Origin of the sequence: Acinetobacter junii, from assembly GCF_018336855.1 — a bacterium.
Classification (GTDB): domain Bacteria; phylum Pseudomonadota; class Gammaproteobacteria; order Pseudomonadales; family Moraxellaceae; genus Acinetobacter; species Acinetobacter junii.
The window spans coordinates 2,695,823-2,718,232 of the sequence record NZ_CP059558.1 but is presented as its reverse complement, the minus strand read 5'-3'; the positions used below and the strand labels follow the sequence as shown (position 1 = coordinate 2,718,232).

General features: G+C 38.1%; 22 protein-coding genes. 9 read left to right on the top strand and 13 right to left on the bottom strand.

Features of this window, described 5'->3' with window-relative positions; genetic code table 11:
* Positions 1-123 precede the first annotated feature (123 nt).
* Positions 124-1,299, bottom strand: a complete 1,176-nt coding sequence (locus H2677_RS12525; protein ID WP_004908800.1) for a thiolase family protein — start codon at positions 1,297-1,299, stop codon at positions 124-126.
* A 112-nt stretch (positions 1,300-1,411) separates the two neighbouring features.
* The gene (locus tag H2677_RS12520) at positions 1,412-1,924 is read right to left on the bottom strand and encodes a GspH/FimT family protein (RefSeq protein WP_125297911.1); all 513 of its coding nucleotides are present in this window, start codon (positions 1,922-1,924) and stop codon (positions 1,412-1,414) included.
* Between the two features lie 386 nt (positions 1,925-2,310).
* Between H2677_RS12520 and omp38 the strand changes: the two genes are divergently transcribed.
* Positions 2,311-3,339 carry an outer membrane protein Omp38 gene (gene omp38, locus H2677_RS12515; RefSeq protein WP_004950511.1) on the top strand — a complete coding sequence of 343 codons (1,029 nt, stop codon included), beginning with the start codon at positions 2,311-2,313 and terminating at the stop codon, positions 3,337-3,339.
* Positions 3,340-3,463: 124 nt separating this feature from the next.
* On the opposite strand, the gene H2677_RS12510 is transcribed toward omp38, so the two are convergent.
* The 5 genes from H2677_RS12510 to H2677_RS12490 all read right to left on the bottom strand — a co-directional run bounded on the left by H2677_RS12510 (position 3,464) and on the right by H2677_RS12490 (position 9,050).
* Positions 3,464-3,622 (bottom strand): hypothetical protein, encoded by a 159-nt coding sequence (locus H2677_RS12510; protein WP_004908791.1) that lies wholly within the window; start codon positions 3,620-3,622, stop codon positions 3,464-3,466.
* A 4-nt stretch (positions 3,623-3,626) separates the two neighbouring features.
* Positions 3,627-4,832, bottom strand: a complete 1,206-nt coding sequence (locus H2677_RS12505; protein WP_212638672.1) for an RtcB family protein — start codon at positions 4,830-4,832, stop codon at positions 3,627-3,629.
* A gap of 251 nt (positions 4,833-5,083) precedes the next feature.
* A complete protein-coding gene (locus H2677_RS12500; protein WP_004950518.1) occupies positions 5,084-6,541 on the bottom strand; it encodes an amino acid permease in 1,458 nt (485 codons plus the stop codon).
* A gap of 62 nt (positions 6,542-6,603) precedes the next feature.
* Positions 6,604-7,629: a class I SAM-dependent methyltransferase gene (locus H2677_RS12495; protein ID WP_212638671.1), complete on the bottom strand. Its 1,026-nt coding sequence runs from the start codon at positions 7,627-7,629 to the stop codon at positions 6,604-6,606.
* 62 nt (positions 7,630-7,691) lie between these two features.
* On the bottom strand, positions 7,692-9,050 hold the full coding sequence (locus H2677_RS12490) for a uracil-xanthine permease family protein (RefSeq protein WP_212638670.1): 1,359 nt from the start codon (positions 9,048-9,050) through the stop codon (positions 7,692-7,694).
* A gap of 177 nt (positions 9,051-9,227) precedes the next feature.
* On the opposite strand from H2677_RS12490, the gene typA reads away from it, so the two are divergent.
* The 3 genes from typA to H2677_RS12475 all read left to right on the top strand — a co-directional run bounded on the left by typA (position 9,228) and on the right by H2677_RS12475 (position 12,234).
* Positions 9,228-11,063 carry a translational GTPase TypA gene (gene typA / locus H2677_RS12485; RefSeq protein WP_212638669.1) on the top strand — a complete coding sequence of 612 codons (1,836 nt, stop codon included), beginning with the start codon at positions 9,228-9,230 and terminating at the stop codon, positions 11,061-11,063.
* A 245-nt stretch (positions 11,064-11,308) separates the two neighbouring features.
* Positions 11,309-11,743 carry a large conductance mechanosensitive channel protein MscL gene (gene mscL, locus H2677_RS12480; protein WP_004950524.1) on the top strand — a complete coding sequence of 145 codons (435 nt, stop codon included), beginning with the start codon at positions 11,309-11,311 and terminating at the stop codon, positions 11,741-11,743.
* Positions 11,744-11,901: 158 nt separating this feature from the next.
* Entirely contained in the window at positions 11,902-12,234 is a 333-nt protein-coding gene (locus tag H2677_RS12475) for a gamma-glutamylcyclotransferase family protein (RefSeq protein ID WP_126131736.1), read from the top strand.
* 41 nt (positions 12,235-12,275) lie between these two features.
* Here the strand turns inward: H2677_RS12475 and H2677_RS12470 are convergent, their stop codons facing one another.
* Positions 12,276-12,566 carry a peptidylprolyl isomerase gene (locus tag H2677_RS12470; protein WP_004908776.1) on the bottom strand — a complete coding sequence of 97 codons (291 nt, stop codon included), beginning with the start codon at positions 12,564-12,566 and terminating at the stop codon, positions 12,276-12,278.
* A 30-nt stretch (positions 12,567-12,596) separates the two neighbouring features.
* On the bottom strand, positions 12,597-13,418 hold the full coding sequence (gene mutM / locus H2677_RS12465; RefSeq protein WP_212638668.1) for a bifunctional DNA-formamidopyrimidine glycosylase/DNA-(apurinic or apyrimidinic site) lyase: 822 nt from the start codon (positions 13,416-13,418) through the stop codon (positions 12,597-12,599).
* Positions 13,419-13,627: 209 nt separating this feature from the next.
* Here mutM and H2677_RS12460 point away from each other — a divergent pair, with 209 nt between their 5' ends.
* Positions 13,628-15,757: a TonB-dependent receptor gene (locus H2677_RS12460; RefSeq protein ID WP_212638667.1), complete on the top strand. Its 2,130-nt coding sequence runs from the start codon at positions 13,628-13,630 to the stop codon at positions 15,755-15,757.
* A 47-nt stretch (positions 15,758-15,804) separates the two neighbouring features.
* Here the strand turns inward: H2677_RS12460 and H2677_RS12455 are convergent, their stop codons facing one another.
* Both H2677_RS12455 and ygfZ read right to left on the bottom strand, forming a co-directional pair.
* Positions 15,805-16,617: a tetratricopeptide repeat protein gene (locus tag H2677_RS12455; RefSeq protein ID WP_194598148.1), complete on the bottom strand. Its 813-nt coding sequence runs from the start codon at positions 16,615-16,617 to the stop codon at positions 15,805-15,807.
* A gap of 491 nt (positions 16,618-17,108) precedes the next feature.
* Positions 17,109-17,831, bottom strand: coding sequence for a CAF17-like 4Fe-4S cluster assembly/insertion protein YgfZ (gene ygfZ / locus H2677_RS12450; RefSeq protein ID WP_212638666.1), 723 nt, complete (start codon positions 17,829-17,831; stop codon positions 17,109-17,111).
* 210 nt (positions 17,832-18,041) lie between these two features.
* On the opposite strand from ygfZ, the gene H2677_RS12445 reads away from it, so the two are divergent.
* From H2677_RS12445 to H2677_RS12430, 4 genes are all read left to right on the top strand, one after another.
* On the top strand, positions 18,042-18,377 hold the full coding sequence (locus tag H2677_RS12445) for a DUF2004 domain-containing protein (RefSeq protein WP_212638665.1): 336 nt from the start codon (positions 18,042-18,044) through the stop codon (positions 18,375-18,377).
* Positions 18,378-18,401: 24 nt separating this feature from the next.
* A complete protein-coding gene (locus H2677_RS12440) occupies positions 18,402-18,752 on the top strand; it encodes a DUF488 domain-containing protein (RefSeq protein WP_004908749.1) in 351 nt (116 codons plus the stop codon).
* Between the two features lie 82 nt (positions 18,753-18,834).
* Entirely contained in the window at positions 18,835-19,179 is a 345-nt protein-coding gene (locus H2677_RS12435) for a zinc ribbon domain-containing protein YjdM (RefSeq protein ID WP_004908748.1), read from the top strand.
* A gap of 141 nt (positions 19,180-19,320) precedes the next feature.
* On the top strand, positions 19,321-19,656 hold the full coding sequence (locus tag H2677_RS12430) for a YegP family protein (protein WP_042893173.1): 336 nt from the start codon (positions 19,321-19,323) through the stop codon (positions 19,654-19,656).
* 59 nt (positions 19,657-19,715) lie between these two features.
* Here H2677_RS12430 and H2677_RS12425 read toward each other — a convergent pair whose 3' ends face one another.
* On the bottom strand, positions 19,716-21,431 hold the full coding sequence (locus H2677_RS12425) for a proline--tRNA ligase (protein ID WP_194598144.1): 1,716 nt from the start codon (positions 21,429-21,431) through the stop codon (positions 19,716-19,718).
* A gap of 158 nt (positions 21,432-21,589) precedes the next feature.
* The gene (locus tag H2677_RS12420) at positions 21,590-22,258 is read right to left on the bottom strand and encodes a hypothetical protein (RefSeq protein ID WP_212638664.1); all 669 of its coding nucleotides are present in this window, start codon (positions 22,256-22,258) and stop codon (positions 21,590-21,592) included.
* Between the last annotated feature and the right edge of the window lie 152 nt (positions 22,259-22,410).

The window sequence follows — 22,410 nt, the reverse complement described above, 5'->3', positions numbered from 1 at the left end:
CGTACCGATATTTGAACGCTGGGTGAATTATTTTTTGTAATTATAGAAAACAGAAATCCTGCATATAGCAGGATTTCTGTTGCAGCCTTACTATTATTTAATAGTAAGGTTCACACGTTATTTTTAGATCAGTTCAATCGCAACAGCAGTTGCTTCACCACCACCGATACATAATGCTGCAACGCCTTTCTTACCGCCAGTACGCTTGAGAGCGTGGATTAATGTAAGAATGATACGTGATCCAGTAGAACCAACAGGGTGGCCTAAAGCACAAGCACCACCATTGATATTCACTTTTTCAGCATCTAGTTTAAAGTCATCGATTGGGCACATTGTCACCATAGCAAAAGCTTCATTGATTTCCCAAAGATCAACTTCTTGTGCATCCCAACCTGCTTTCTTCAATACTTTCTCAATCGCACCAACAGGAGCAATTGTGAATTCAGAAGGGTGTTGAGAGTTAGAAGCCGTAGCGATGATTTTTGCTAAAGGTTGTAAACCACGTGCAGAAGCAACATCTGCTGAAGTAAGTACAAGTGCAGAAGCACCATCAGAGATAGAGCTTGCATTTGCAGCGGTAATTGTACCGTCTTTTGCAAATGCAGGTTTCAAACTTGGAATTTTATCAATTTTTGCATTCAATGGTTGTTCGTCTTGATCAACAACAACATCACCTTTACGGCTAGAAACAGTTACTGGAACGATTTCATCTTTGAAATAACCTTCAGTAATTGCTTTTTGTGCACGTTGTAAAGAGCGAATTGCAAAGTCATCCATTTGCTGACGGGTATAGCCACGAGTATTTGCCATATCTTGTGCAAATGAACCCATTAAACGACCTGTTTCTGCATCTTCTAGACCATCAAAGAACATATGATCTTTAATTTCACCATGACCCATGCGGTAACCTGCTCGAGCTTTTGGTAATACGTAAGGAGCATTGGTCATTGACTCCATACCGCCAGCAACAACGATCTCAGCGCTACCAGCTTTGATCATATCTGCTGCTTGCATCACTGCTTTCATACCAGAGCCACACAATTTATTAATTGTTACAGCACCTGTAGAGTCAGGTAAGCCTGCTTTACGCATTGCTTGGCGTGCAGGTCCTTGTTTTAGTCCCGCTGGAAGAACACAACCCATGATAACTTCTTCAACATCAGTTGGTTGTAAGCCTGAACGTGCGATCGCTTCTTTGATCGTGATTGCGCCTAATTCAGGTGCTGTAGCACTTGATAAAGCACCTTGGAAGCCGCCCATAGCTGTACGAGCGCCATTTACAATTACGATGTCAGTCATTGTATGTCTCCAGACTTATAATTTGCTGAGAATGTTCAAAACCTATGCAGTATATTAAAAAAACTCTGTCAATAAAGTGTTTTACATCGTATTCGCTAGACTGAAGAGTTTTTTAGCAGGTGGAAATTTCTTGAGTACGAACATGCCCCATATTACTTAAGATGATTTGGAGATGGTGGTTTGATCGACTAGAACAATAATAGAAACTGCCATTTGAACCACGTGGTAACCCTGTATCTCCCTGAAAGGTGAGTGAGTTAATATTCAGAGTTCCACGCCATGCCAATGAGCCATATTTAGGTTGGACTGGATTTGAATACAGAATAGTTTCTGTGTTATCGCGTCTTTTATTGCGATTAGCGTCAAGAAAACCAATAAATCCATGATTCCAATCGCTACTGCAAGAACTAAAGTCTTGAGTTGCGCACAACGTCACATTTTTCTGATGAGTCTGTGCATCGGATTTGGCTTTTTGTATGTAAATTGTGAGAGTCTTTTTAATTTGTTCTACTTCATTTGAAATTAATATTTCTATGAAATATGGATGTGCTAGGCTGACTAAAATTGCTGAAATTGCAATCGTTATGATGATTTCAGGCAGCGTAAAGCCGGAAAATTTAAACATAATATTACCTGTTGGTGTTTCTGTAATTTTTTTATTAACAAAGTGTTAAGTAATTACTGTATTTATTAATTTAAGTTTACTATTGCGAAACTAAAGATTACTTCATGCAGCAAATGCTGTTAAACTTGAAGCGAGCGAACAATAAGCTATTCAGACTTTAAAATTGAATTAAAATTTACTGAACTACAACGGAAATTGTAAGAAATTTTGTCAATAATTTGCGAGGTTAAAGTTATCAAGCACTTGGAAAATTCATCAAGTGTTTGTATGATTCAAAGTGAAGTGAATAGCTTAAAAATAATACTGTGAACACTTCCGTGTTTATGGGGCCAAAAATCATAGGCTAAGCTTGAACAACAAACAATTGTTATCTCTGGAGGATATCCATGAAATTGAGTCGTATTGCACTTGCTATGCTTGTTGCTGCTCCTTTAGCTGCTGCTAATGCGGGTATAACTGTTACTCCATTAATGCTTGGTTACACAATGTTCGATACTGAACATAATAACCGTGGTGACAAAGGTCAATTAACTCCTGGTGCAGAACTTGACGATGATTTATTCGTTGGTGCTGCTCTTGGTGTTGAATTAACTCCGTGGTTAGGTGCGGAAGTTGAATACAGCCAAATCAAAGGTGATACAAGCGCGAATAACGACTATAAAGGTCGTAACATTGCTGGTAACGCTTATGTGACTTCTGATTTGATCACTAAAAACTATGACAGCAAAATCAAACCTTACGTATTAGCTGGTGCTGGTCACTACAAATACGAAAGCGATGACATCTACGGTGGCGAGCAAGAAGGTACATTAGCTAACGCTGGTGGTGGTGTTTTCTGGCGTTTAAATGATGCTTTGTCTCTTCGTACAGAAGCTCGTGGTACTTACCACTTTGACGAAAAATTCTGGAACTATACAGCTCTTGCTGGTTTAAACGTAGTTCTTGGTGGTCACTTGAAGCCTGCTGCTCCTGTAGTAGAAGTTGCTCCAGTTGAGCCAACTCCAGTTGCTCCTCAACCACAAGAGTTGACTGAAGATCTTAACATGGAACTTCGCGTATTCTTTGATACGAACAAGTCAGACATCAAACCACAATACAAATCTGAAATTGCTAAAGTTGCAGAGAAGTTAGCTGAATACCCGAATGCGACTGCTCGTATTGAAGGTCACACAGATAACACTGGTCCACGTAAGTTAAACGAACGTTTATCTTTAGCTCGTGCTAACTCTGTTAAATCAGCTCTTGTAAACGAATACAACGTTGATGCATCTCGTTTGTCTACTCAAGGTTTCGCTTGGGATCAACCGATTGCTGACAACAAAACTAAAGAAGGTCGTGCTATGAACCGTCGCGTATTCGCTGCGATCACTGGTAGCCGTACTGTTTTAGTTCAACCAGGTCAACAAGCTCAATAATTGAGTTTTTGAACTAAAAAAAGCGACTCTTATGAGTCGCTTTTTTATTGCCAAATTTAAGATAAATAAACATTTTAATTCTCCACACTTTTGAATCTTATATATTCAAGATTTAAGATAAAAATTACCAAACACCTTTACTTAGTTGTTGTTTGGTTTGTTGACGATCCCGACGATGTTGTGCACGAGGCTTCTCAGTTTCATGTATTCCACCTTTTTGTAGTAAAGGGGATAATGCGACGGGATTGCGAACTTTGATTTTAGGCATTGCTTTAAGTTTCATTTATTTAACCTTTTATACATAGAACTTGTTTAAGCGTGTGAATGATCTCGATGAGATCCGATTGATTCTGCATGACTTGATCGATGTCTTTATAAGCGCTAGGAATTTCATCAATTACACTTGCATCTCTTCGACATTCGATCCCTCGAGTTTGTTGAATTAAATCATCTTGGCTAAATAACAATTTTGCCTTATGACGACTCATTCTCCGACCTGCACCATGTGAACATGAGCAGAATGCTTCAGGATTTGCTTTACCTTTAACAATATAAGAACGTGTACCCATAGAACCCGGAATAATTCCTAATTCATCAAGTCCAGCACGAATTGCACCTTTACGTGTTATAAAAAGATCTTCACCGAAATGATTCTCTCGACTGACATAATTGTGGTGGCAATTTATAGCTTCTTTAGTGAGTTGAAAGGATGGAAGTAGGGGGCGAATGGCTTCTAAAATTAATCGCATCATTTCACGACGATTTTCAAAAGCATACTCTTGAGCCCATTCAACGGCTTCAACATAATCATTAAAACTACATGATCCTTCTGCGAAATAACTTAAATCTTTATCAGGAACATGACCAAAGCGATGTTGAGCTTCTTTCTTGGCCAGTTCGATAAAATACGTGCCGATCACATTACCTAATCCACGACTGCCAGAATGTAACATGACCCATACATCTTGATTTTCATCTAAACAGAGTTCAATAAAATGGTTACCACCACCTAAAGTTCCAAGTTGTTTTTGCCAAGTTAAATCAAAATTTCTGAGCATTCTGATTAAACCAGGATGTTTTTTTACGATTGGTTGTAAGCGTTTTTCTAACGGAATAATGCTAGATGCTTTCGCTTTAACTTGTTTATGTAACTCAAATCCTACGGGAACTTTTCGTTCGATTGCATTACGCAATGACGAAAGATTATCAGGAAGTTGAGAAGCTTTTAAATTGAGTCGAATCGCATTCATACCACAGCCAATATCTACGCCCACAGCTGCGGGTATAATTGCATGTTTAGTTGGTATAACGCTTCCGACTGTCGCACCTTTACCAACATGTACATCGGGCATGACTGCAATATGAGAATAAACAAATTGCAGCTGTGCCATCTTCTTCAGTTGTTCAATGCTCTCATTATCAATATCGTTAGTGAATATCTTCACAGGTACACCGTATTGAGCTTCAGCATTGAGTATTTTTTGTATGCCCATTTTTATTTCTCGATTAGCGAAATTTCTGTCCGAATAGGCATAAAAAAACCTAGCGAATGCTAGGTTTAGAAGAGCATTCGGACAAGTGATCATTTGATTTGTCACTTGTCCGTGAGACGACACAGTGCCAAATCTTAAAGTGTTTTCCTTTGTAGTAATGGCATGTGTGTCCTCCTATATAAATTGCCGATGAAAATATGAGCGTGAATTTTACTCGTATTTCTCAAAGGGTCAAGTGAAATTAAGATTTATTATTCACCTTCTTTCACATTCATCTCTTTATAAGCAATGAGTTTGGTCTTGTGTTTCCACTTATACCCTAACCAAATTGCAAGAAATAGCGGAATACTGATATAGGTTGAAAGTAGTCCTAACCAGTCAATTTTTCCACCAATCAGGGCTTGATAGTTCTGACCTAAAATAATGATGGAACAGAGAATAAATGCAAACCACGGTGCAAATGGAAAGAATTTTGCACGATAAGCGAGGTCTTCTAACTTATGACCTTGAGCTAAATAGCCTTTGCGGAAACGATAATGTGATATTGCTATGCCTAGCCAGACAATAAATCCACACATCCCAGACATATTCAGTAACCAGTTAAAAACTTGTTGCTCACCGATAAATGTCGTTAGGAAACATAATGCTGCAACTGCTGTAGTTGCATACAGTGCATTCATTGGAACGCCACGTGTATCTAATTTGGAGAACCACTTTGGCGCACGACCTTCTTTAGCCATATCAAATAGCATACGGGTAGAAGAGTACATTCCAGAGTTACCCGCAGATAAAATTGCACTCAGAATAACTGCATTCATTAAGCTTGCAGCAAATGCGAATCCTGCTTTTTCATAGAGAAGAGTAAATGGAGAAAGCGCAATATTTTCACTTTCTGCGGCATGCAGTAACAAAGGATTATCGTAGCTGACCAGTGTACCAATGATGAAAATACACAAAATATAGAAAAGTAGAATTCGCCAAAAAATCTGTTTAATCGCCAAGGGAATTGTTTTCTTAGGGTCTTTTGATTCACCAGCAGCTACACCGACCATTTCAGTACCTTGAAATGAGAACCCTGCGATCATTGCAACACCAACCAGTGCTTGTAATCCACCAACGAATGGCGCATCACCTTTCGTCCAGTTGCTAAATGCAGAAACATTTGGAGTCAGCATAATTTTTGCAATCATTGCGATACCGATGATGATAAATACAATAATGGCAATAACTTTAATCATTGAAAACCAGAATTCACTTTCACCAAAGCCTTTGACTGTCATTGCATTGATTGCAAAGATCACAGCCAAAAATACAGCACTCCAATAGAAGCCAGAAATTTCTGGAAACCAAAATTTCATGATGAATTGGACGGCTACTAATTCAAATGCGACTGTAATCGCCCAGTTGTACCAATAGTTCCATCCTAAAGCAAAACCAAAACCTTCTTCTACATAGCGACTACCATAGGTGAAGAAAGCACCAGAACTTGGGTTATGAGTTGCAAGCTCACCTAAACTAGTCATCAAGAAATAAATCATGATTCCAATAAGTGCATAGGCGAGTAGCGCACCACCAGGACCTGCGGTAGCAATCGTAGAACCTGAAGCAAGGAATAAGCCTGTACCAATCGATCCACCGATGGCAATCATATTGAGATGGCGTGCCCCAAGCTTACGCTGTAGGTGTTGAGGAGCAGAAATATCGCTCATAAGATTTCCTTAAACCGAATAAGGGTCAGTTGACACTTAAAATTACGTGTTAGGTTGAGATGTCAACCAACCTTGCCTGCACAGGCATATAATACTTTGAATCCCTGCTGATCAGCTTTCACTTCACATTGACCAAATTGTTGTTCAATGAGGGGAGGATAATTGAGAAAGCGATTGGCTACGATCCACAGTTCACCCGAACTTTTTAAATGCGATTTTGCTAAGCGACACAGAGTTTCACTTGCATCGTAATTAGTATGTATGCCTTGATGAAATGGTGGATTACTTACAATTGCATCCAAATCTTGAGGGGCGTCACTAAAGCCTGTAACTGGTTCAAGATTTAAGTTTTCCAAGTTTAAGCCATTCTGTTCAAATGTGAACTTGGTTGACTGTAATGCAAAGGCATCAACATCAAGTGCAAAAATATGCTGTTCTGGGTTTAATTTGGCTAGATAGGCACTAATTACGCCAGCGCCGCAACCAAAGTCGGCAATCTTACCTGATTTTACTTCTTGAAGGTAAGGGAGCAAGACTGCTGTACCCACATCCAAATGATCTTGACTAAACACACCTGGAAGTGCGCAAATCGTGAGTGATTGTTGGTCGATTTGAATCGTATAGGTTTTTAACCAGTCTTGCAGTGTTTTTGATTGTGCTAATTTTTCGAGTCGCATCTGCCAAAGTTGGCAATGGCGTGCACTATCTAATTTGATAGCTTTTCCATATTGCTGTAATTGTTTAGCTGCTCGTTCAATCCCACCTTTTTTCTCACCAACTAAAAAGACTGATTGACCTAGCTCTAAATGGCTGGCAACAGTATGCAAAATATAGTTTAAAAGCTCTTTTGATTTTGGAACAAAAATAACCACCTGATCATAGCGATTTGCTGGAAACTCAACGCAAAAATTTGATTTTATTTCTGCGTTTAGAAAGCCTTGATGATCTGCAAAGTTCCATGTCCAAACGGAAGCTTCGACTTCGACGGGTAAGCTTTTTACGAGCTGATCATTCGGGGTATTGATTAATAAAACTTGCCCTTTTAAATAATCTTGTTGACGTATGACAACTTCACTACGTGGATCCATATTGATCTCTCATCAAAAACAAAGCCCAGTCGTGAAACTGGGCACTTGCAATAGTTAACGAATTATTTTTGAGTTTCAGGTAAAACAATATTCAAAATCAAGGCTGCAATACCGCCTGTTGCAACACCTGAGCTGAAAATATTTTTAAATAATTCAGGAAGGTGTTCTAGGATTTGTGGTACTTGTGCTACCCCTAAGCCTAGTGCTAATGAGATTGCAATAATTAACAATGCACGACGATCTAAATGGATCGTTGATAAAATATTAATACCAGATGCTGCCACAGCACCGAACATGACCATTACTGCTCCACCAAGTACCGCTTGTGGAACAGCTTGAATCACAGCAGCCACAGCAGGGAATAAACCTAATAAGATCAATAATGCTGCAATCCAAAGACCTACATAACGGCTCGCAACACCAGTCAACTGGATCACACCATTATTTTGTGCAAATACAGAACTTGGAAAAGTATTGAAAATACCTGCTAAGAAAGAGTTAGCACCATTAACTAGAACACCACCTTTGATGCGTTGCATCCAAATGGGGCCATCTACAGGTTGATTGGAAATTTTGCTGGTTGCTGTGACATCACCAATTGCTTCTAGAGAAGTTACTAGATAAATAAAAGCCATTGGAATAAACAAGCTCCAAGAAAAGCTCAATCCAAAATGCATTGGTGTTGGGATTTGAATAATCGGGGCTTCTTGTAATACGGAAAAGTTTAAATGTCCCATAAATCCAGCAAGTACATAACCGATGACTAAAGCGATCAAAATTGCTGAACTTTTCACCCAAATAATGCGAATTCTATTCAGTAAAATGATAATCCCCAAAACTGTACACGACATAATGAGATTATCTGCATTTGCAAAGGTATTATCCTGCATTGCGGTATAACCACCACCCATGCTAATCAGTCCTTCTTTGATCAATGTTAGACCAATCAACAGAACGACGATTCCTGTAACTAGGGGCGTGATAAGTTTTTTTACCCAAGGTAAAATTTGAGATACACCCATTTCGATAAATGAACCTGCGATTACGACACCAAAAATCGCAGCCATAACTTGTTCTACAGGTGTGCCAACAGCCACCATTGCGCTACCTATACCAATGATAGGACCAATGAAATTAAAGCTAGTTCCTTGAACAATGAGTAATCCAGCGCCAAATGGACCAACTTTTTTACATTGCAAGAAAGTCGCGATCCCTGAAATGATTAATGACATAGAAAGAATCATATTGGTGTCTTCGCGAGACACACCTAATGCCAAACAAATCAATAATCCAGGAGTGACGATTGGCACTAAAATCGCTAAAAGATGTTGAAGCGCCGCTAAAAAAGCAATAAAAGGTTTCGGTCGATCATTTAGCCCATAGACTAGATCGAGCGGTTGTTCAGAGTGGGGATTTGACATGGGAGAATAAAAAAGCGGTAAGCATTAGTTGATTATTCTAATAGACTTAGACTACTTTACCAACGATTCTGTAACTATTCGTCAGAAAAAAATTGCTCTGTCAATAAACTGTCACTACTAAACTTTAGTATTTTTCTGTATAATTTGCCCTCAAATTTAAAGCGTATCGAATTTTACATGTCAGATATTAAAACTCTCCGTAACATTGCCATTATTGCGCACGTCGATCATGGTAAAACGACTCTTGTAGACAAACTTTTACAACAATCAGGTGCTCTTGGTGATCGCGCAGGCGAGATTGAACGTGTTATGGATTCTAACGCGCTTGAGTCTGAACGTGGTATTACCATTCTTGCAAAAAACACTGCAATCAAATGGTTAGATAAGCGTACTGATACAGAATACCGTATCAATATCGTGGATACCCCGGGACACGCAGACTTCGGTGGCGAAGTTGAACGTGTAATGTCGATGGTTGACTGTGTATTACTTCTTGTTGACTCTCAAGAAGGTCCAATGCCACAAACTCGTTTCGTAACGCAAAAAGCGTTCGCACGTGGTTTGAAGCCAATCGTAATCATTAACAAAGTTGATAAGCCAAGTGCACGTTGTGACTGGGTTATTGATCAAGTATTCGACTTATTTGATAACTTAGGTGCATCTGATGAGCAATTGGATTTCCCAGTTGTTTATGCTTCTGGTCTTCGTGGTGTGGCTGGTCCATCACCAGAAGAACTAGCGGAAGATATGACACCGTTGTTTGAAACGATTGTTGATATTGTAGAACCACCAGCAGTTGATGTTGATGGTCCGTTCCAAATGCAGATTTCTTCACTTGACTATAACAGCTTCGTTGGTGTTATCGGTGTTGGTCGTATTCAACGTGGTTCTGTAAAATTGAACACTCAAGTAACCGTAATTGATAAAGAAGGTAAGACACGTAATGGTCGTATCTTAAAAATCATGGGTTATCACGGTTTAGAGCGTGTTGATGTTGAATCTGCTTCTGCTGGTGATATCGTTTGTATCACAGGTATTGATGCATTAAATATTTCTGACACGATTTGTGATCCGAAAAATGTTGAAGCATTACCTGCATTGTCTGTAGATGAACCTACAGTTTCGATGACGTTCCAAGTGAACAACTCACCGTTTGCTGGTAAAGAAGGTAAATTCGTTACTTCACGTAATATCCGTGAGCGTCTTGATCGTGAATTGATTCACAACGTTGCATTACGTGTTGAAGATACTGATAGTCCAGACCGTTTCAAAGTTTCAGGTCGTGGTGAACTTCACCTTTCAGTATTGATTGAAAACATGCGTCGTGAAGGCTTTGAAATGGGCGTATCACGTCCACAAGTAATCATGAAAGAAATCGATGGTGAAAAACAAGAGCCATACGAAAACGTAACTTTTGACGTTGAAGAACAGCATCAAGGTTCTGTAATGGAACAAATGGGCTTCCGTAAAGGCGAAATGACCAATATGGAAGTTGACGGTAAAGGCCGTATCCGTATTGAAGCAACTGTACCTTCACGTGGCTTGATTGGTTTCCGTTCTGAATTCTTAACCATGACTTCTGGTACAGGGATCATGACATCAAGCTTCTCGCATTACGGTCCAGCAAAAGCAGGTACTGTTGCGAAACGTCAAAATGGTGTGTTGATTTCTATGGTTCAAGGTACTTGCTTGGGCTATGCATTATTCACACTTCAAGACCGTGGTCGTTTATTCGCTAAACCACAGCTTGAAGTATATGAAGGCATGATCATCGGTATTAACTCTCGTTCAGATGATATGGTTGTTAACCCAACCAAAGCGAAGCAGTTAACTAACGTTCGTGCATCAGGTACTGATGAAGCGCTGACTTTAACACCTGCATTGGAATACACGCTAGAACAAGCGCTTGAATTCATTGAAGATGATGAGTTAGTTGAAGTAACACCAAAATCAATTCGTATTCGTAAGCGTTACTTGACTGAAAACGAACGTAAGCGTAATCGCGATAAATAATCTTTTAGCATAGAAGATTTAAAAAACCGCTAAATTAATTTAGCGGTTTTTTTATTGAAAATGAATCATGACTGATGCATGCTTAAGTTCATATTTTTACTACAATAAAATATGTTGTTAAAGTGTGAAATAACTATCTTTTTTTGAAAAAAATATTAAATTATCAACATTGTGTGAATAAACGTAGCTGTGTAATAAACAATGCAAAAACAGACTACATTAACTTCAACTCTGGAGAGTTATAGATGAGTATTATTAAAGAATTTAAAGAGTTTGCCATTAAAGGCAACATGATGGATTTGGCAATTGGTGTCATCATTGGTGGTGCTTTTGGTAAGATCATTGATTCATTAGTTAAAGATATTGTTATGCCTTTGATTTCTTGGGTTCTTGGTGGTGATGTTGATTACACCAACTGGTTCTTAATCCTTGGCGATAACCCGAATAATGTGACTACCCTGAAAGCTGCACAAGATGCAGGTTTAAATGTATTTGCGTATGGTAACTTCTTAACTATTCTAATTAACTTCTTATTATTGGCTTGGGTGGTATTCTTACTGGTTAAAGTGATGAATCGTCTTCGTAAAAAAGAAGAAGAAGCTCCTGCGGAACCAGCACCAACACCAGAAGATATTCAGTTATTACGCGAAATCCGTGATGAATTGAAAAAACAAGGTTAATAGACTTTGATACAGAAAACGGCATTTGATATGCCGTTTTTTTATTGTAGATCGGAATAAAATTAGCTAAAAAACGATAGATGAATAATCGTTTTTACATAGAAAACTTTCTACTTTCATTTTAAGATTCAGAGCGTATTGCTAGGGGATTAATTAACATGAACAGATTATTTGTTTACGGCACACTTTGTCCAAATCGAGAAAATTCGCATATTTTAGGAAATATTGGTGGTGATTGGCAAAAGGCACAAGTACATGGCACTGTGCATGTACTTGATTGGGGGCCTGACAAAGGTCTGCCAGCCATTGTGCTCAATGAAAACGATCCTTTAGTTGATGGCTATCTTTTTAGTACAGAAAAGTTAGAGCAAAACTGGCAAATGTTGGATGACTTTGAAGGCTTCCAATATCAACGTGTTGTTGCCCCAGTGATATTAGATTCAGGTGAAAAAGTTGAAGCTTGGACTTATGTCATGCAGCCAAAGATTTGAGTACGTTACTGGAGGGGCGCAGAAATACTTTACTTCGAAGATTATCTCAGCCCATCCATACGAAATTTAATCTCAACTAAGTGAAAGCCAAATTGGCTTTTGATTGGACCATGTAAAATACGTTCGGCTGCAGTAAAAACCAACTTATCAATCACAGGCACAAGCTGTCCTTTTTTTACTTCACCCAGTTCACCACCGCGTTTAGCTGAATTACAGGTTGAATATTGTTTGGCAATTTTGCTGAAATCAGCACCTGACTGAATTCGTTTTTTTAACTGTTCAGCAAGATCTTTATCTTTTACTAAAATATGTCGAACGATAGCGGTTTGCATGAAATTAGTCTCCCTCAAATAGATTTGCAACTAAGCTTTGGTGGATTTTAGAGGCTGACACTGCGGGCAAAATACACTGGCACGTTGACCAAGTTTTAAATTCTCCAGTGTGGTTTCACAGTTCACACACATTTCACCAGCTCGACCATAAGCAAGTAGTGTTTGTTGGAAATATCCATTTTCACCCATTGCATTGGTATAATCGCGTAATGTAGAACCACCTAGATCAATTGCATGCTTTAGAATGCGTTTTACTTCAATCACTAAGCTTTCAATTTGCTCTAAACTCAATGTTGAAGCGGGTTGTGCAGGATGTATACCGACATTGAATAAGCTTTCTGTCGCATAAATATTACCAACGCCTACAACATTATGATTATCCATTAAAGCAATTTTGATGCCGACATTCTTTTTTGAGAGTTTTTCAAATAAATAAACTGCGTTAAATGCATCACTTAGCGGTTCTGGCCCTAAGGTATCAATCAGTTTTTCTTGATTGTTTTGATCTAACCATAGGATACAACCAAAGCGACGTGGATCATGATAGCGAAGCTGTTGATCTTCGAAGTCGATTACAAGATGATCATGTTTACGCAATTCTTCGTTTGCTTCACATAAACGAAAGCTGCCTGACATACCTAAGTGCCATAGCATCTGATCGCGTTCAAATTCAACCAAAATATATTTAGAACGACGTTTAAGTGCCATTAAACGTTGCCCAATCAGTTTGTTCAAATCATCGGGTATAGGCCAACGTAAACTTGAGTTATAGACCTGTATTGATTGGACTCGTTGTTCTAAGAGTGGGAGTAAACTGGTCTTAGTAGTTTCAACTTCTGGAAGTTCAGGCATATTCAGCTCAAGTTGTTTTCAACAACAATACAATGAGGGTAAATGTTTCATTTACAATTATGCTGATATTTATTTTTAATTGCGAATCATGATGAAAAAATACTTTGATCTTTTTCGCTAAGGTTAAATCTCTAACACAACAATAAAATAATCAAAATTTAGCTTTAAGAAACTATTTCATCATAGCCACACAGAAATAAGGAATACCCATGCCTTCACTAAAAATTAACTTGTTATACGGTTCAGTTGCAATAACTATGGGCATGGCAAGTACCTTTGTATGGTCAGAGGAATCTAGTAATGATCAAATTGAACCTTTACCTGTAATTAAAGTCGAAGCTACTCGTACTGACACGTCTTATATTCAAACACCGGCATCTGTTTATCGAGTTGATGCACCTAAAAACGATCAATCTCTGCAGGTCAATTTAACAGAACTTGTTAAGGGTATTCCGAGCGTTCAATTACGTAATCGGGAAAATTATGCTCAAGACTTGCAGCTCTCAATGCGTGGTTTTGGTGCTAGATCGACCTTTGGGGTGCGGGGAATACGTTTATATGTTGATGGAATACCTGCAACGATGCCCGATGGGCAGGGGCAAACTTCGAACATCGATATGAATAGTTTGAGTCATTTAGAGGTTTTGACTGGACCATTTTCTTCACTGTATGGTAATTCATCTGGTGGAGCTGTTCTTGCAACTACTCGAGAAGGGCAGGGTAAGGATTCTGTAGAAATGAGTTATTCAGGCGGCAGTCATAACAAAAATCATGCAGGGCTAGTTTTACAAGGGGGCGCTAAAAATCAAAATGAGCCGAGCTATATCATTAGTTCCTCATATTTTAATACGGATGGTTATCGCGATCATAGTAGCGCAAATAAAGTTTTAAGCAATGCCAAGCTGACATGGAATCTCGATGATGGTAGTAAGATCAACTGGGTCACGAACTATGTCAAGATTGATGCTGATGATCCGGGCGGTTTAACCCGTGCTGATTGGGAAAAGAATCCCAAACAGGTTGCTAAAAATGTTCTGGATTACAATGCCCGCAAAACAATTGATCAAACTCAGACAGGTTTGACTTGGTCAAAACCACTTAATGATCAAAATGAACTGTATGCGATGACTTATATTGGGCAACGTCAGGTAACACAATACCAGTCTATTCCAGATACGGTACAGAAGAACCCTAACACACCCTATCAAGCTGGTGGCGTGATTGATTTTAAGCGTGATTATTATGGTGCTGATTTCCGCTGGACAGGAAAAGATTTATTACCTAATACCCAATTCAGTGCGGGTGTTGCGATCGATGCAATGAACGAAGATCGACAAGGCTATCAAAACTTTAATGATGCGGGTGATAAAGGTATAAAAGGTGCTGTGCGCCGTGATGAACGCAATACTTTGTGGAATGTAGATCCTTATCTACAAGCATCTTGGTCTTTTTTACAAACCATGCGTTTAGATACAGGGGTGCGTTATAGCAATGTACATTACAAGTCGAAAGATCATTATATCGTTGGTTTGAACGGCGATAATAGTGGTAAGACAACATACGAAGAGGTATTACCTTCAGTTGCATTAAGCTGGCAAATCATCCCAGAAGTGCTGGCTTACGCGAGCTATGCCAAAGGGTTTGAAACACCGACTTTTACTGAAATGGCTTATCCTGCACAAGGTGGCGCAAGTATGCTTGATTTAAAACCATCGAAAAGTGATAACTATGAACTCGGTTTAAAATCTTCAAATACGCTGGGTGATTTTAACTTGGCGACCTTCTATATCGAAACCAAAGATGACATTGTGGCAGCCGAAAGCATGGGTGGCCGAGCGACGTTCCGTAATGCGGATAAAACCCTACGTAAAGGTATTGAATTTGCATGGAATAAGAAGCTTTGGAAAGACATAGCAGTGAATGCGAGCTATGCATATTTAGATGCAACTTTTGATTCGAAAGTGCCTGCGGCTGGGAAAGTTGCAGAGATTCCAGAAGGCAATGCAATTCCTGGAATTGCTAAGAATCAAGCCTTTATTGGCTTGGTATGGCAGCCAGAGCAAGGTTTCTATGCAGGACTTGATACCCAGTTTATGGATAAGGTCTATGTCAATGATATCAATAGTGATGCTGCTGCAAGCTATACTGTGGCATCGATTTATACAGGTTATGCATGGAAACGTGCTGATTGGGGCATTAATGGCTTTGCGCGTGTAGATAATCTGTTCGATAAAAACTATGCTGGTTCTGTGATTGTCAACGAAGGAAGCAGCCGTTTCTTTGAACCTGCGGATGGTCGGAACTGGAGTGCTGGTCTAAAAGTCTCTAAACAATTTTAAAATTATAAATATTGGCAGCACTTTTTTTATGTGCTGCCAATATATGATTACTTTTTAGGTGGTTGAGTTGCTACTGGTGCAGCTTTTTGAGCGGCAATAGCTTGTTCAACTTTTTCCAAAGATTCTTTGGCATTTGGAATATTTTGGGCTGCTAAAGTCTTGAATATTTTTTGAGCTTCAGGAAGATTTTGATCAACTACATCTCCGTTCGCCATCAAATTCCCAAGAACCATTAACGATGGTGCATATCCTTTAGAGGCTAAAGAGCGAAAGCTGTTCACAGCAACCTGCTGTAGGACAGGATTTTTATTTTTATTTCCCATGCCTAGATCGTAGATCGCCTTTAGGTGTATCGCTGGATAATAATTCTTTTGTATCAATGGACGTAGCTGTCGAATCGCCAATTGATCGTACTCTGGTTTTCCTTGAGCAAATAATATCGTTGCCACCTCTACACCAGCTTCTTCTGAGCCTTGTTTCGCAGCTTTATCTAAATATATTTTATACTTCTGTATGTCTTTCGTGATACCAATATTGCTTTTACCATATCGATATATTTGTGCGAGTTCATAACTCGCTTTGCCAAATCCTTTATTTGAGGCATCTTGAAAGTATTCAAATGCCTTTTTTTCATCTTTTGATGTGCCTAAGCCTTGCTGAGTCATAGAGCCAAGATTATAAATTGCTTGAGCGTTACCCGATACCGCAATTCGCTGAATTTCTTGGAAAGCAGCTGTGTAGTTTTTTGCTTCATAAAGTTGGTTTGCTTTAGAAAATATTACATCAGCATTACCTTTTTCTGCAGCAAATACTGAGTTACAGGTTATGGCAATTAAGCTAGCAATAAGCAATTTTTTCATCTTCTTTCCTTTCAGTTTGGTCTGCTATCACTCCTTTGCGTAGCAGAAAGCAATCTTTAACCCTAATCATAAATTTATAATCTGAAATGTAAATCTTGATTTTGTATAAGTGTTGAATGTAATTTATTGGCTTAATTAGATTATTAATTTCTCTAAATCTATGAAAAATATAATAACGAGTCTTAATAGAAATAATCTTGTTCAGACTCTATGGAGATACTGTGAATCAATCATAAATATTCTTTACATTATACAAGTTTAGCTTTCTAAGCAGTTACTTGTTTTGTTGCAAATCAACAGGAATTGCTGCAATGCGAATTCCATTTTTTTAGAAAAACTGATATCTACTCAAAAGGTTAAAATACTGCAAGAAGATTTTCGAACTTCTTGAACAATGTGCTTATCGTCGTTCAATAGATTTCATTAAGGAGTTGTAGTAAAGGATAACCATTTTATTACAGCTCCTGAAATGAAAAAGGTCTTTATAACTGTTAACTTGGTCTTGCTACATCACCATTCAAAGCCTCTGGTAAATCTAGGATGTCTAGTCCTAATTCTTCTAAAGCCGTTGGCTTGGCAATCACGAGCGCTAAATAACCATCATTAATATTTACACTATTTACAACTTCAACATCCTTATTTAGTTGTGTTGCTGGAGCAGGCAGATCACCTTTGGCATGAATTAGATGTAACCAGTATTTAGGTTTAGCTTTAAACCAAAGACGAGCAACAATTTCTTGACCTAAATAACAGCCCTTATCAAAATGTACGCCGTCTCGCTGATGTAATCGTAATTCTTGTGGCTGGAATAAGTGTTCTGTTGTTTTACTAATCCAAGCTTGCCCTGACTTGATCGCTTCAATCTGCCAAGTATAGATATCCGTTTCATTTGAAGAAAATTCTGTTTGGATCCCATGAATAGTTGGAAAAACAGAACCTATTTCTTCTAATTTCATTTTAGAAAAAGCACCAAATTTTTTAATGTGTTTGGCAAACTCTTCAGCTTGATCGTGAGTCGTAACTAGTTCAAAACTTTCTGTATTTAGCTTTTTTATCCACAAACCAAAATGAATTCGTCCTTTTAAATCGCAAATAGCAGTGTAGCGACTTTCATTTAAAGCTAAACGTTCAACATGAACTGTCACCTGACCTTGTAAAAATTTTTGTGCATCAACACCATTTAAACTAAAAGCCGTAAAAGCAAGCTCACTCATTGATCGATCCTAAACTATTTGTTCATCTAAAAACATAAAGACATTTTGCGCCATTTTTTATAAAAATGCAGCCCGAAATTCTCGATAATCGTAGCCAAATAGAAGATTAGAAGTGTCGCTATCGGTTTGAAAACCACTATGATGTTTTTAGTCAATAAAACTATGCATTAAAAATAAAAATTCAACTCATAAGATGAAGGGGAATCAACAATGGCTAATCATTCGGGGCTTAATCGAGAGCAAATCGCTCGTGCAGCGATGCGAATAGCATTAGAAAATCAACAAGCTGAAGATAGTGTCGAGTTATTTATTCAACATCATCTCGAAGAGATTGAACCTGCGTATTGGGAAAATCATTTTGGTACCAGTCAACCTAATTGTTTACAAGTTTTAGAGCATTTAGTACTTGTTCATCAATTTGAAGATGAAAACCTAGAAACAATGGAAATGTTGGATTTTAGCTTACCAGAAGAAGTAACTAACTATGTTATTTGCGTGAGTTTTGATGCTAAAGGTGAAGTGGTTGATATCTCTATGGAAAGTTAGTTTTGTCTTTTCAGGTGGTGTTTAATGGATATTCAAATTAAGAGAATTTATGAGGATTCTAAAAAATCAGATGGGTTGAGGATCCTTGTTGACCGTTTATGGCCAAGAGGAGTATCAAAGGAAAAAGCACATCTTGATTTATGGTTAAAGGAAATAGCACCATCAACACAATTACGTACTGCATTTTGCCATAAAGTAGAAAATTGGTTGGAATTCCAAGATAAGTATTATGAAGAATTGTCTAGGAATCCATGTATTAATGAGTTGGTAAACTTGGCTGAAAAGAATAAGCTAACCCTTATATATGCTGCAAAGGATCCAAATTTGAATCATGCTTTGGTGCTTAAAAATTTTATATTAGCTAAGGAAAAATGAATTTTTATAATTTTAGCAATACTTAAAATGATGTTTTGAAAAAAATTGTCTTTGATTCATAATGGCATTTTGAGTTTCTTTTATGTCTTTGCCAAATTGTCCAAAATGCCAATCAGAATATACTTATCAAGAAGCTGATTTATTTATTTGCCCTGAGTGTGCACACGAGTGGAAAGAGGGTTCTGTTGCCACAAATGAATCAGAAGAAATCATTAAAGATGCAAATGGTAATGTATTGGCTGATGGGGATAGTGTTACTGTTATTAAAGATTTAAAAATAAAAGGTTCGTCTTCTGTTGTAAAAGTCGGTACAAAAGTAAAAACGATTCGTTTAGTTCACGGTGCAAGTGATGGTCATAATATCGATTGTAAAATTGATGGTATAGGCGCTATGAAACTTAAAGCTGAATTTGTAAAGAAAGCGTAGTTTAAGCATAAGAAAAGCAGCATTTCTGCTGCTTTTCTTATAAATTACTAAATGAGAACAAAAAACAATCTTCTATAGTTTTCTACTCAACTATATTGAAATAACAATTTATAAATAACAACTCCGATAAGAGAGGTTCTCATGGCAGGTTGGTTTGAAGTCAGTCAAGCGAATGATGGGCAGTATCGCTTTGTTTTAAAAGCAGGGAATGGTGAGCCCATTCTAAATAGTGAACTTTATAAAACAAAAGCAGCGGCGCTCAATGGTATAGCATCTGTTCAAAAAAATAGTCCAGATGATGGGCGATATGAGCGAGTGGTAGCAAAAAATGATAAACCTTATTTTAATTTAAAAGCAGCGAATCATCAGGTGATTGGAACTAGCCAATTGTATTCAAGTGAACAATCACGAGATAAAGGGATTGAGTCTGTTAAAAACAATGGTTCATCAGAGACCATAAAAGATTTAACTGTCTAAATTTAGAAAATAAAAAAGCCGTTTCAAAAACGGCTTTTTTACTATCTGATAATTAGCAATTAACCAGCAAGTTTTTTGATTAACTCTTCTTTACTTAGATTAGTTGATTCTTCATCACGACGACCTTTGTATTCAAAAGTACCAGCGTCTAAGCCTTTTTCACCGATTACAATACGATGAGGAATACCCATCAATTCAAGATCAGAGAACTTAACACCAGGGCGTTCATTACGGTCATCTAATAACACGTCATAACCTTGGGCTTGTAATTCAGCATAAAGTGCTTCTGCTGCCTCAAGAGTACGCGGCGATTTATGAGCATTCATTGGAACGATTGCAACTTCGAATGGTGCGATTGCTTGTGGCCAAATAATGCCTTTATCGTCAAAGTTTTGCTCAATTGCTGCAGCAACTACACGTGTGACACCGATACCATAGCAACCCATTGTGACAGTAAATGGTTTCCCATCTTCGCCAAGTACTTTACAAGCTAATGCTTCAGAATATTTCGTACCGAGTTGGAAGATATGACCAACTTCGATCCCTCGTTTAATCTGCAAAGTACCTTTACCATCTGGTGATGGATCGCCTTCAACCACATTACGAAGATCATAAACTTCACTATACTTCGCATCTCGTTCCCAGTTTAAGCCAGTAGCATGCTTATCAACTTGGTTAGCACCCGCGATAAAATCAGATAATACAGATGCTGCACGATCAACAATTACGGTTAAGCCTTTTTCTACAAGTCCCTGAGGACCACAGAAGCCAGCTGTTAAACCATTTTGCTTTAATTGTTCTTCTGTAGCAAAGCTCAGAGGCGCTGCAATAAGAGGATGTTTTTCAGCTTTAATCTCATTCAGTTCGTGATCACCGCGTAAGAAAAGTGCAATTACTGGAATATTGCCGTTTTCATCCGCGATACCTTGTACAAGTAGAGCTTTGATCGATTGTTTCGCTTCAGCATTTAAAAAACCACAGACATCTTCAATCGTTTTTTGATTCGGTGTTTCAACGATTTTAAATTCTTGTGTAGCTGCTAAACGCTCACCAACTAACACAGCCTCAGCCATTTCAACGTTAGCTGCGTAATCTGATTCTGTAGAGAAGGCGATGTCGTCTTCACCACTAGATGCCAATACATGAAACTCATGCGATGCAGAACCACCAATCGAGCCTGTATCAGCCTGAACTGGGCGGAAGTCCAATCCTAATCGTGTGAAGATACGGCTGTATGTGTCATACATTACATCGTAAGTTTCTTGAAGAGATTCTTGGTTTGCATGGAAAGAATAAGCATCTTTCATGATGAATTCACGTGAACGCATCACGCCAAAACGAGGGCGAATTTCATCACGGAATTTGGTTTGAATTTGGTAGAAATTTAGAGGTAATTGTTTATAACTTTTAAGTTCATTACGCGCTAAGTCGGTGATGACCTCTTCATGTGTAGGTCCCAATACAAAGTCATTTGTATGGCGATCTTTGAAACGTAATAATTCAGGTCCGTATTGTTCAAAACGACCAGATTCTTCCCATAGTGCAGCAGGTTGTGTGACTGGCATAAAGACTTCTAATGCACCAGAACGATTCATTTCTTCACGAACAATCGCATCAACTTTCTTTAGAACACGTGTTCCCATGGGCAACCAAGAGTATAAGCCAGAAGCTAATTTACGAATCATCCCCGCACGTAACATAAGCTGATGAGAAATAACTTCAGCATCATTTGGGGTTTCTCTTAACGTTGCAAATAAAAAGCGGCTTGCGCGCATGGAAACTATCCTAGAGTTAAATGTTGTCTAAAAATTAGTTTACAAAAAGGACTTTTAAGATGTCTATTTTGAATTGAGCGCATTATGACATGAATCATTCAATTTCGGAAAAGTTAGCACATCCAATTCAAGCGAAAGTTGTATAGAGGGGGAGGTAATTATTGATTACGAGATGCTTCATCTTGTTCTAATTTATTTAAGCGACGAATGATCTCAGCATAATCTGACTCAGTTTTATGATAGCTATTACGTAAACTTTCAACAGTGTTTTTTACATTATCAATATTTTGAGCATTATTGGCTAAATTGTTTTTGAGTGATGCTGGAATTGATTCTCCTTTGCGATGATATTCCATTTCTTGACGCTTGAAGCCGATCTTATCGCGTTGTAACTGTTGTAATTGGTTCTGCTGATAATTCAACTGCTTTTTAATGTTTGCTAACATTTGATCGCGTTTTATTGCTGCAATTTTTGCACTTCCATAGGCACGTTTGAGCTTTAAATCTTTTTCTCGTTGTCTAGCTAAAGCTTCACGATGAGATGCTTGTTGAACATCTTTATTCGCATTATATGGTTGATTTCGTTTGATCACTTGCATGTTACGATCGAGTGCTTCATACCCATAACGAATATGCTCTGGTGTCACAGAAGTACTAACATTAGCAACACCATTTCTGTCGTAGTAACGATACCATGCTGCTTTGGGTTGATCAGTTGCTGCGAAAGTTGATGTATTAAAAAAACATAAAAAAAATGCGCAAATGTAATTACGAGCAATCGTTGTAAAGTGACGAATGCGGAAACCGCACTTTAACGAACCAGTCATTACATTCCCCGATAAAAAGTTAATTAAATCACTTATTTTTAAATAATAATCAGTAGTATATTAGTAGCTATTTATACAATTAAAAATACTTCTTATGCAAAAAAAATAGGAATTTGATGAAAAGTGTGAACTGCTTAATATTGTTTTGAAAA

Bases quoted from the DNA above. Each gene is read 5' to 3' on its own strand.
- H2677_RS12520 (WP_125297911.1), bottom strand. From the start codon at position 1,924: ATGTTTAAATTTTCCGGCTTTACGCTGCCTGAAATCATCATAACGATT.
- H2677_RS12525 (WP_004908800.1), bottom strand. From the start codon at position 1,299: ATGACTGACATCGTAATTGTAAATGGCGCTCGTACAGCTATGGGCGGC.
- H2677_RS12490 (WP_212638670.1), bottom strand. From the start codon at position 9,050: ATGTCAAATCCCCACTCTGAACAACCGCTCGATCTAGTCTATGGGCTA.
- H2677_RS12425 (WP_194598144.1), bottom strand. From the start codon at position 21,431: ATGCGCGCAAGCCGCTTTTTATTTGCAACGTTAAGAGAAACCCCAAAT.
- H2677_RS12455 (WP_194598148.1), bottom strand. From the start codon at position 16,617: ATGAAAAAATTGCTTATTGCTAGCTTAATTGCCATAACCTGTAACTCA.
- H2677_RS12505 (WP_212638672.1), bottom strand. From the start codon at position 4,832: ATGGGCATACAAAAAATACTCAATGCTGAAGCTCAATACGGTGTACCT.
- H2677_RS12420 (WP_212638664.1), bottom strand. From the start codon at position 22,258: ATGACTGGTTCGTTAAAGTGCGGTTTCCGCATTCGTCACTTTACAACG.
- mutM (WP_212638668.1), bottom strand. From the start codon at position 13,418: ATGCCTGAACTTCCAGAAGTTGAAACTACTAAGACCAGTTTACTCCCA.
- H2677_RS12440 (WP_004908749.1), top strand. From the start codon at position 18,402: ATGGATATTCAAATTAAGAGAATTTATGAGGATTCTAAAAAATCAGAT.
- H2677_RS12430 (WP_042893173.1), top strand. From the start codon at position 19,321: ATGGCAGGTTGGTTTGAAGTCAGTCAAGCGAATGATGGGCAGTATCGC.
- H2677_RS12470 (WP_004908776.1), bottom strand. From the start codon at position 12,566: ATGCAAACCGCTATCGTTCGACATATTTTAGTAAAAGATAAAGATCTT.
- H2677_RS12495 (WP_212638671.1), bottom strand. From the start codon at position 7,629: ATGGATCCACGTAGTGAAGTTGTCATACGTCAACAAGATTATTTAAAA.
- H2677_RS12510 (WP_004908791.1), bottom strand. From the start codon at position 3,622: ATGAAACTTAAAGCAATGCCTAAAATCAAAGTTCGCAATCCCGTCGCA.
- H2677_RS12460 (WP_212638667.1), top strand. From the start codon at position 13,628: ATGCCTTCACTAAAAATTAACTTGTTATACGGTTCAGTTGCAATAACT.
- typA (WP_212638669.1), top strand. From the start codon at position 9,228: ATGTCAGATATTAAAACTCTCCGTAACATTGCCATTATTGCGCACGTC.
- mscL (WP_004950524.1), top strand. From the start codon at position 11,309: ATGAGTATTATTAAAGAATTTAAAGAGTTTGCCATTAAAGGCAACATG.
- omp38 (WP_004950511.1), top strand. From the start codon at position 2,311: ATGAAATTGAGTCGTATTGCACTTGCTATGCTTGTTGCTGCTCCTTTA.
- ygfZ (WP_212638666.1), bottom strand. From the start codon at position 17,831: ATGAGTGAGCTTGCTTTTACGGCTTTTAGTTTAAATGGTGTTGATGCA.
- H2677_RS12500 (WP_004950518.1), bottom strand. From the start codon at position 6,541: ATGAGCGATATTTCTGCTCCTCAACACCTACAGCGTAAGCTTGGGGCA.
- H2677_RS12445 (WP_212638665.1), top strand. From the start codon at position 18,042: ATGGCTAATCATTCGGGGCTTAATCGAGAGCAAATCGCTCGTGCAGCG.
- H2677_RS12435 (WP_004908748.1), top strand. From the start codon at position 18,835: ATGTCTTTGCCAAATTGTCCAAAATGCCAATCAGAATATACTTATCAA.
- H2677_RS12475 (WP_126131736.1), top strand. From the start codon at position 11,902: ATGAACAGATTATTTGTTTACGGCACACTTTGTCCAAATCGAGAAAAT.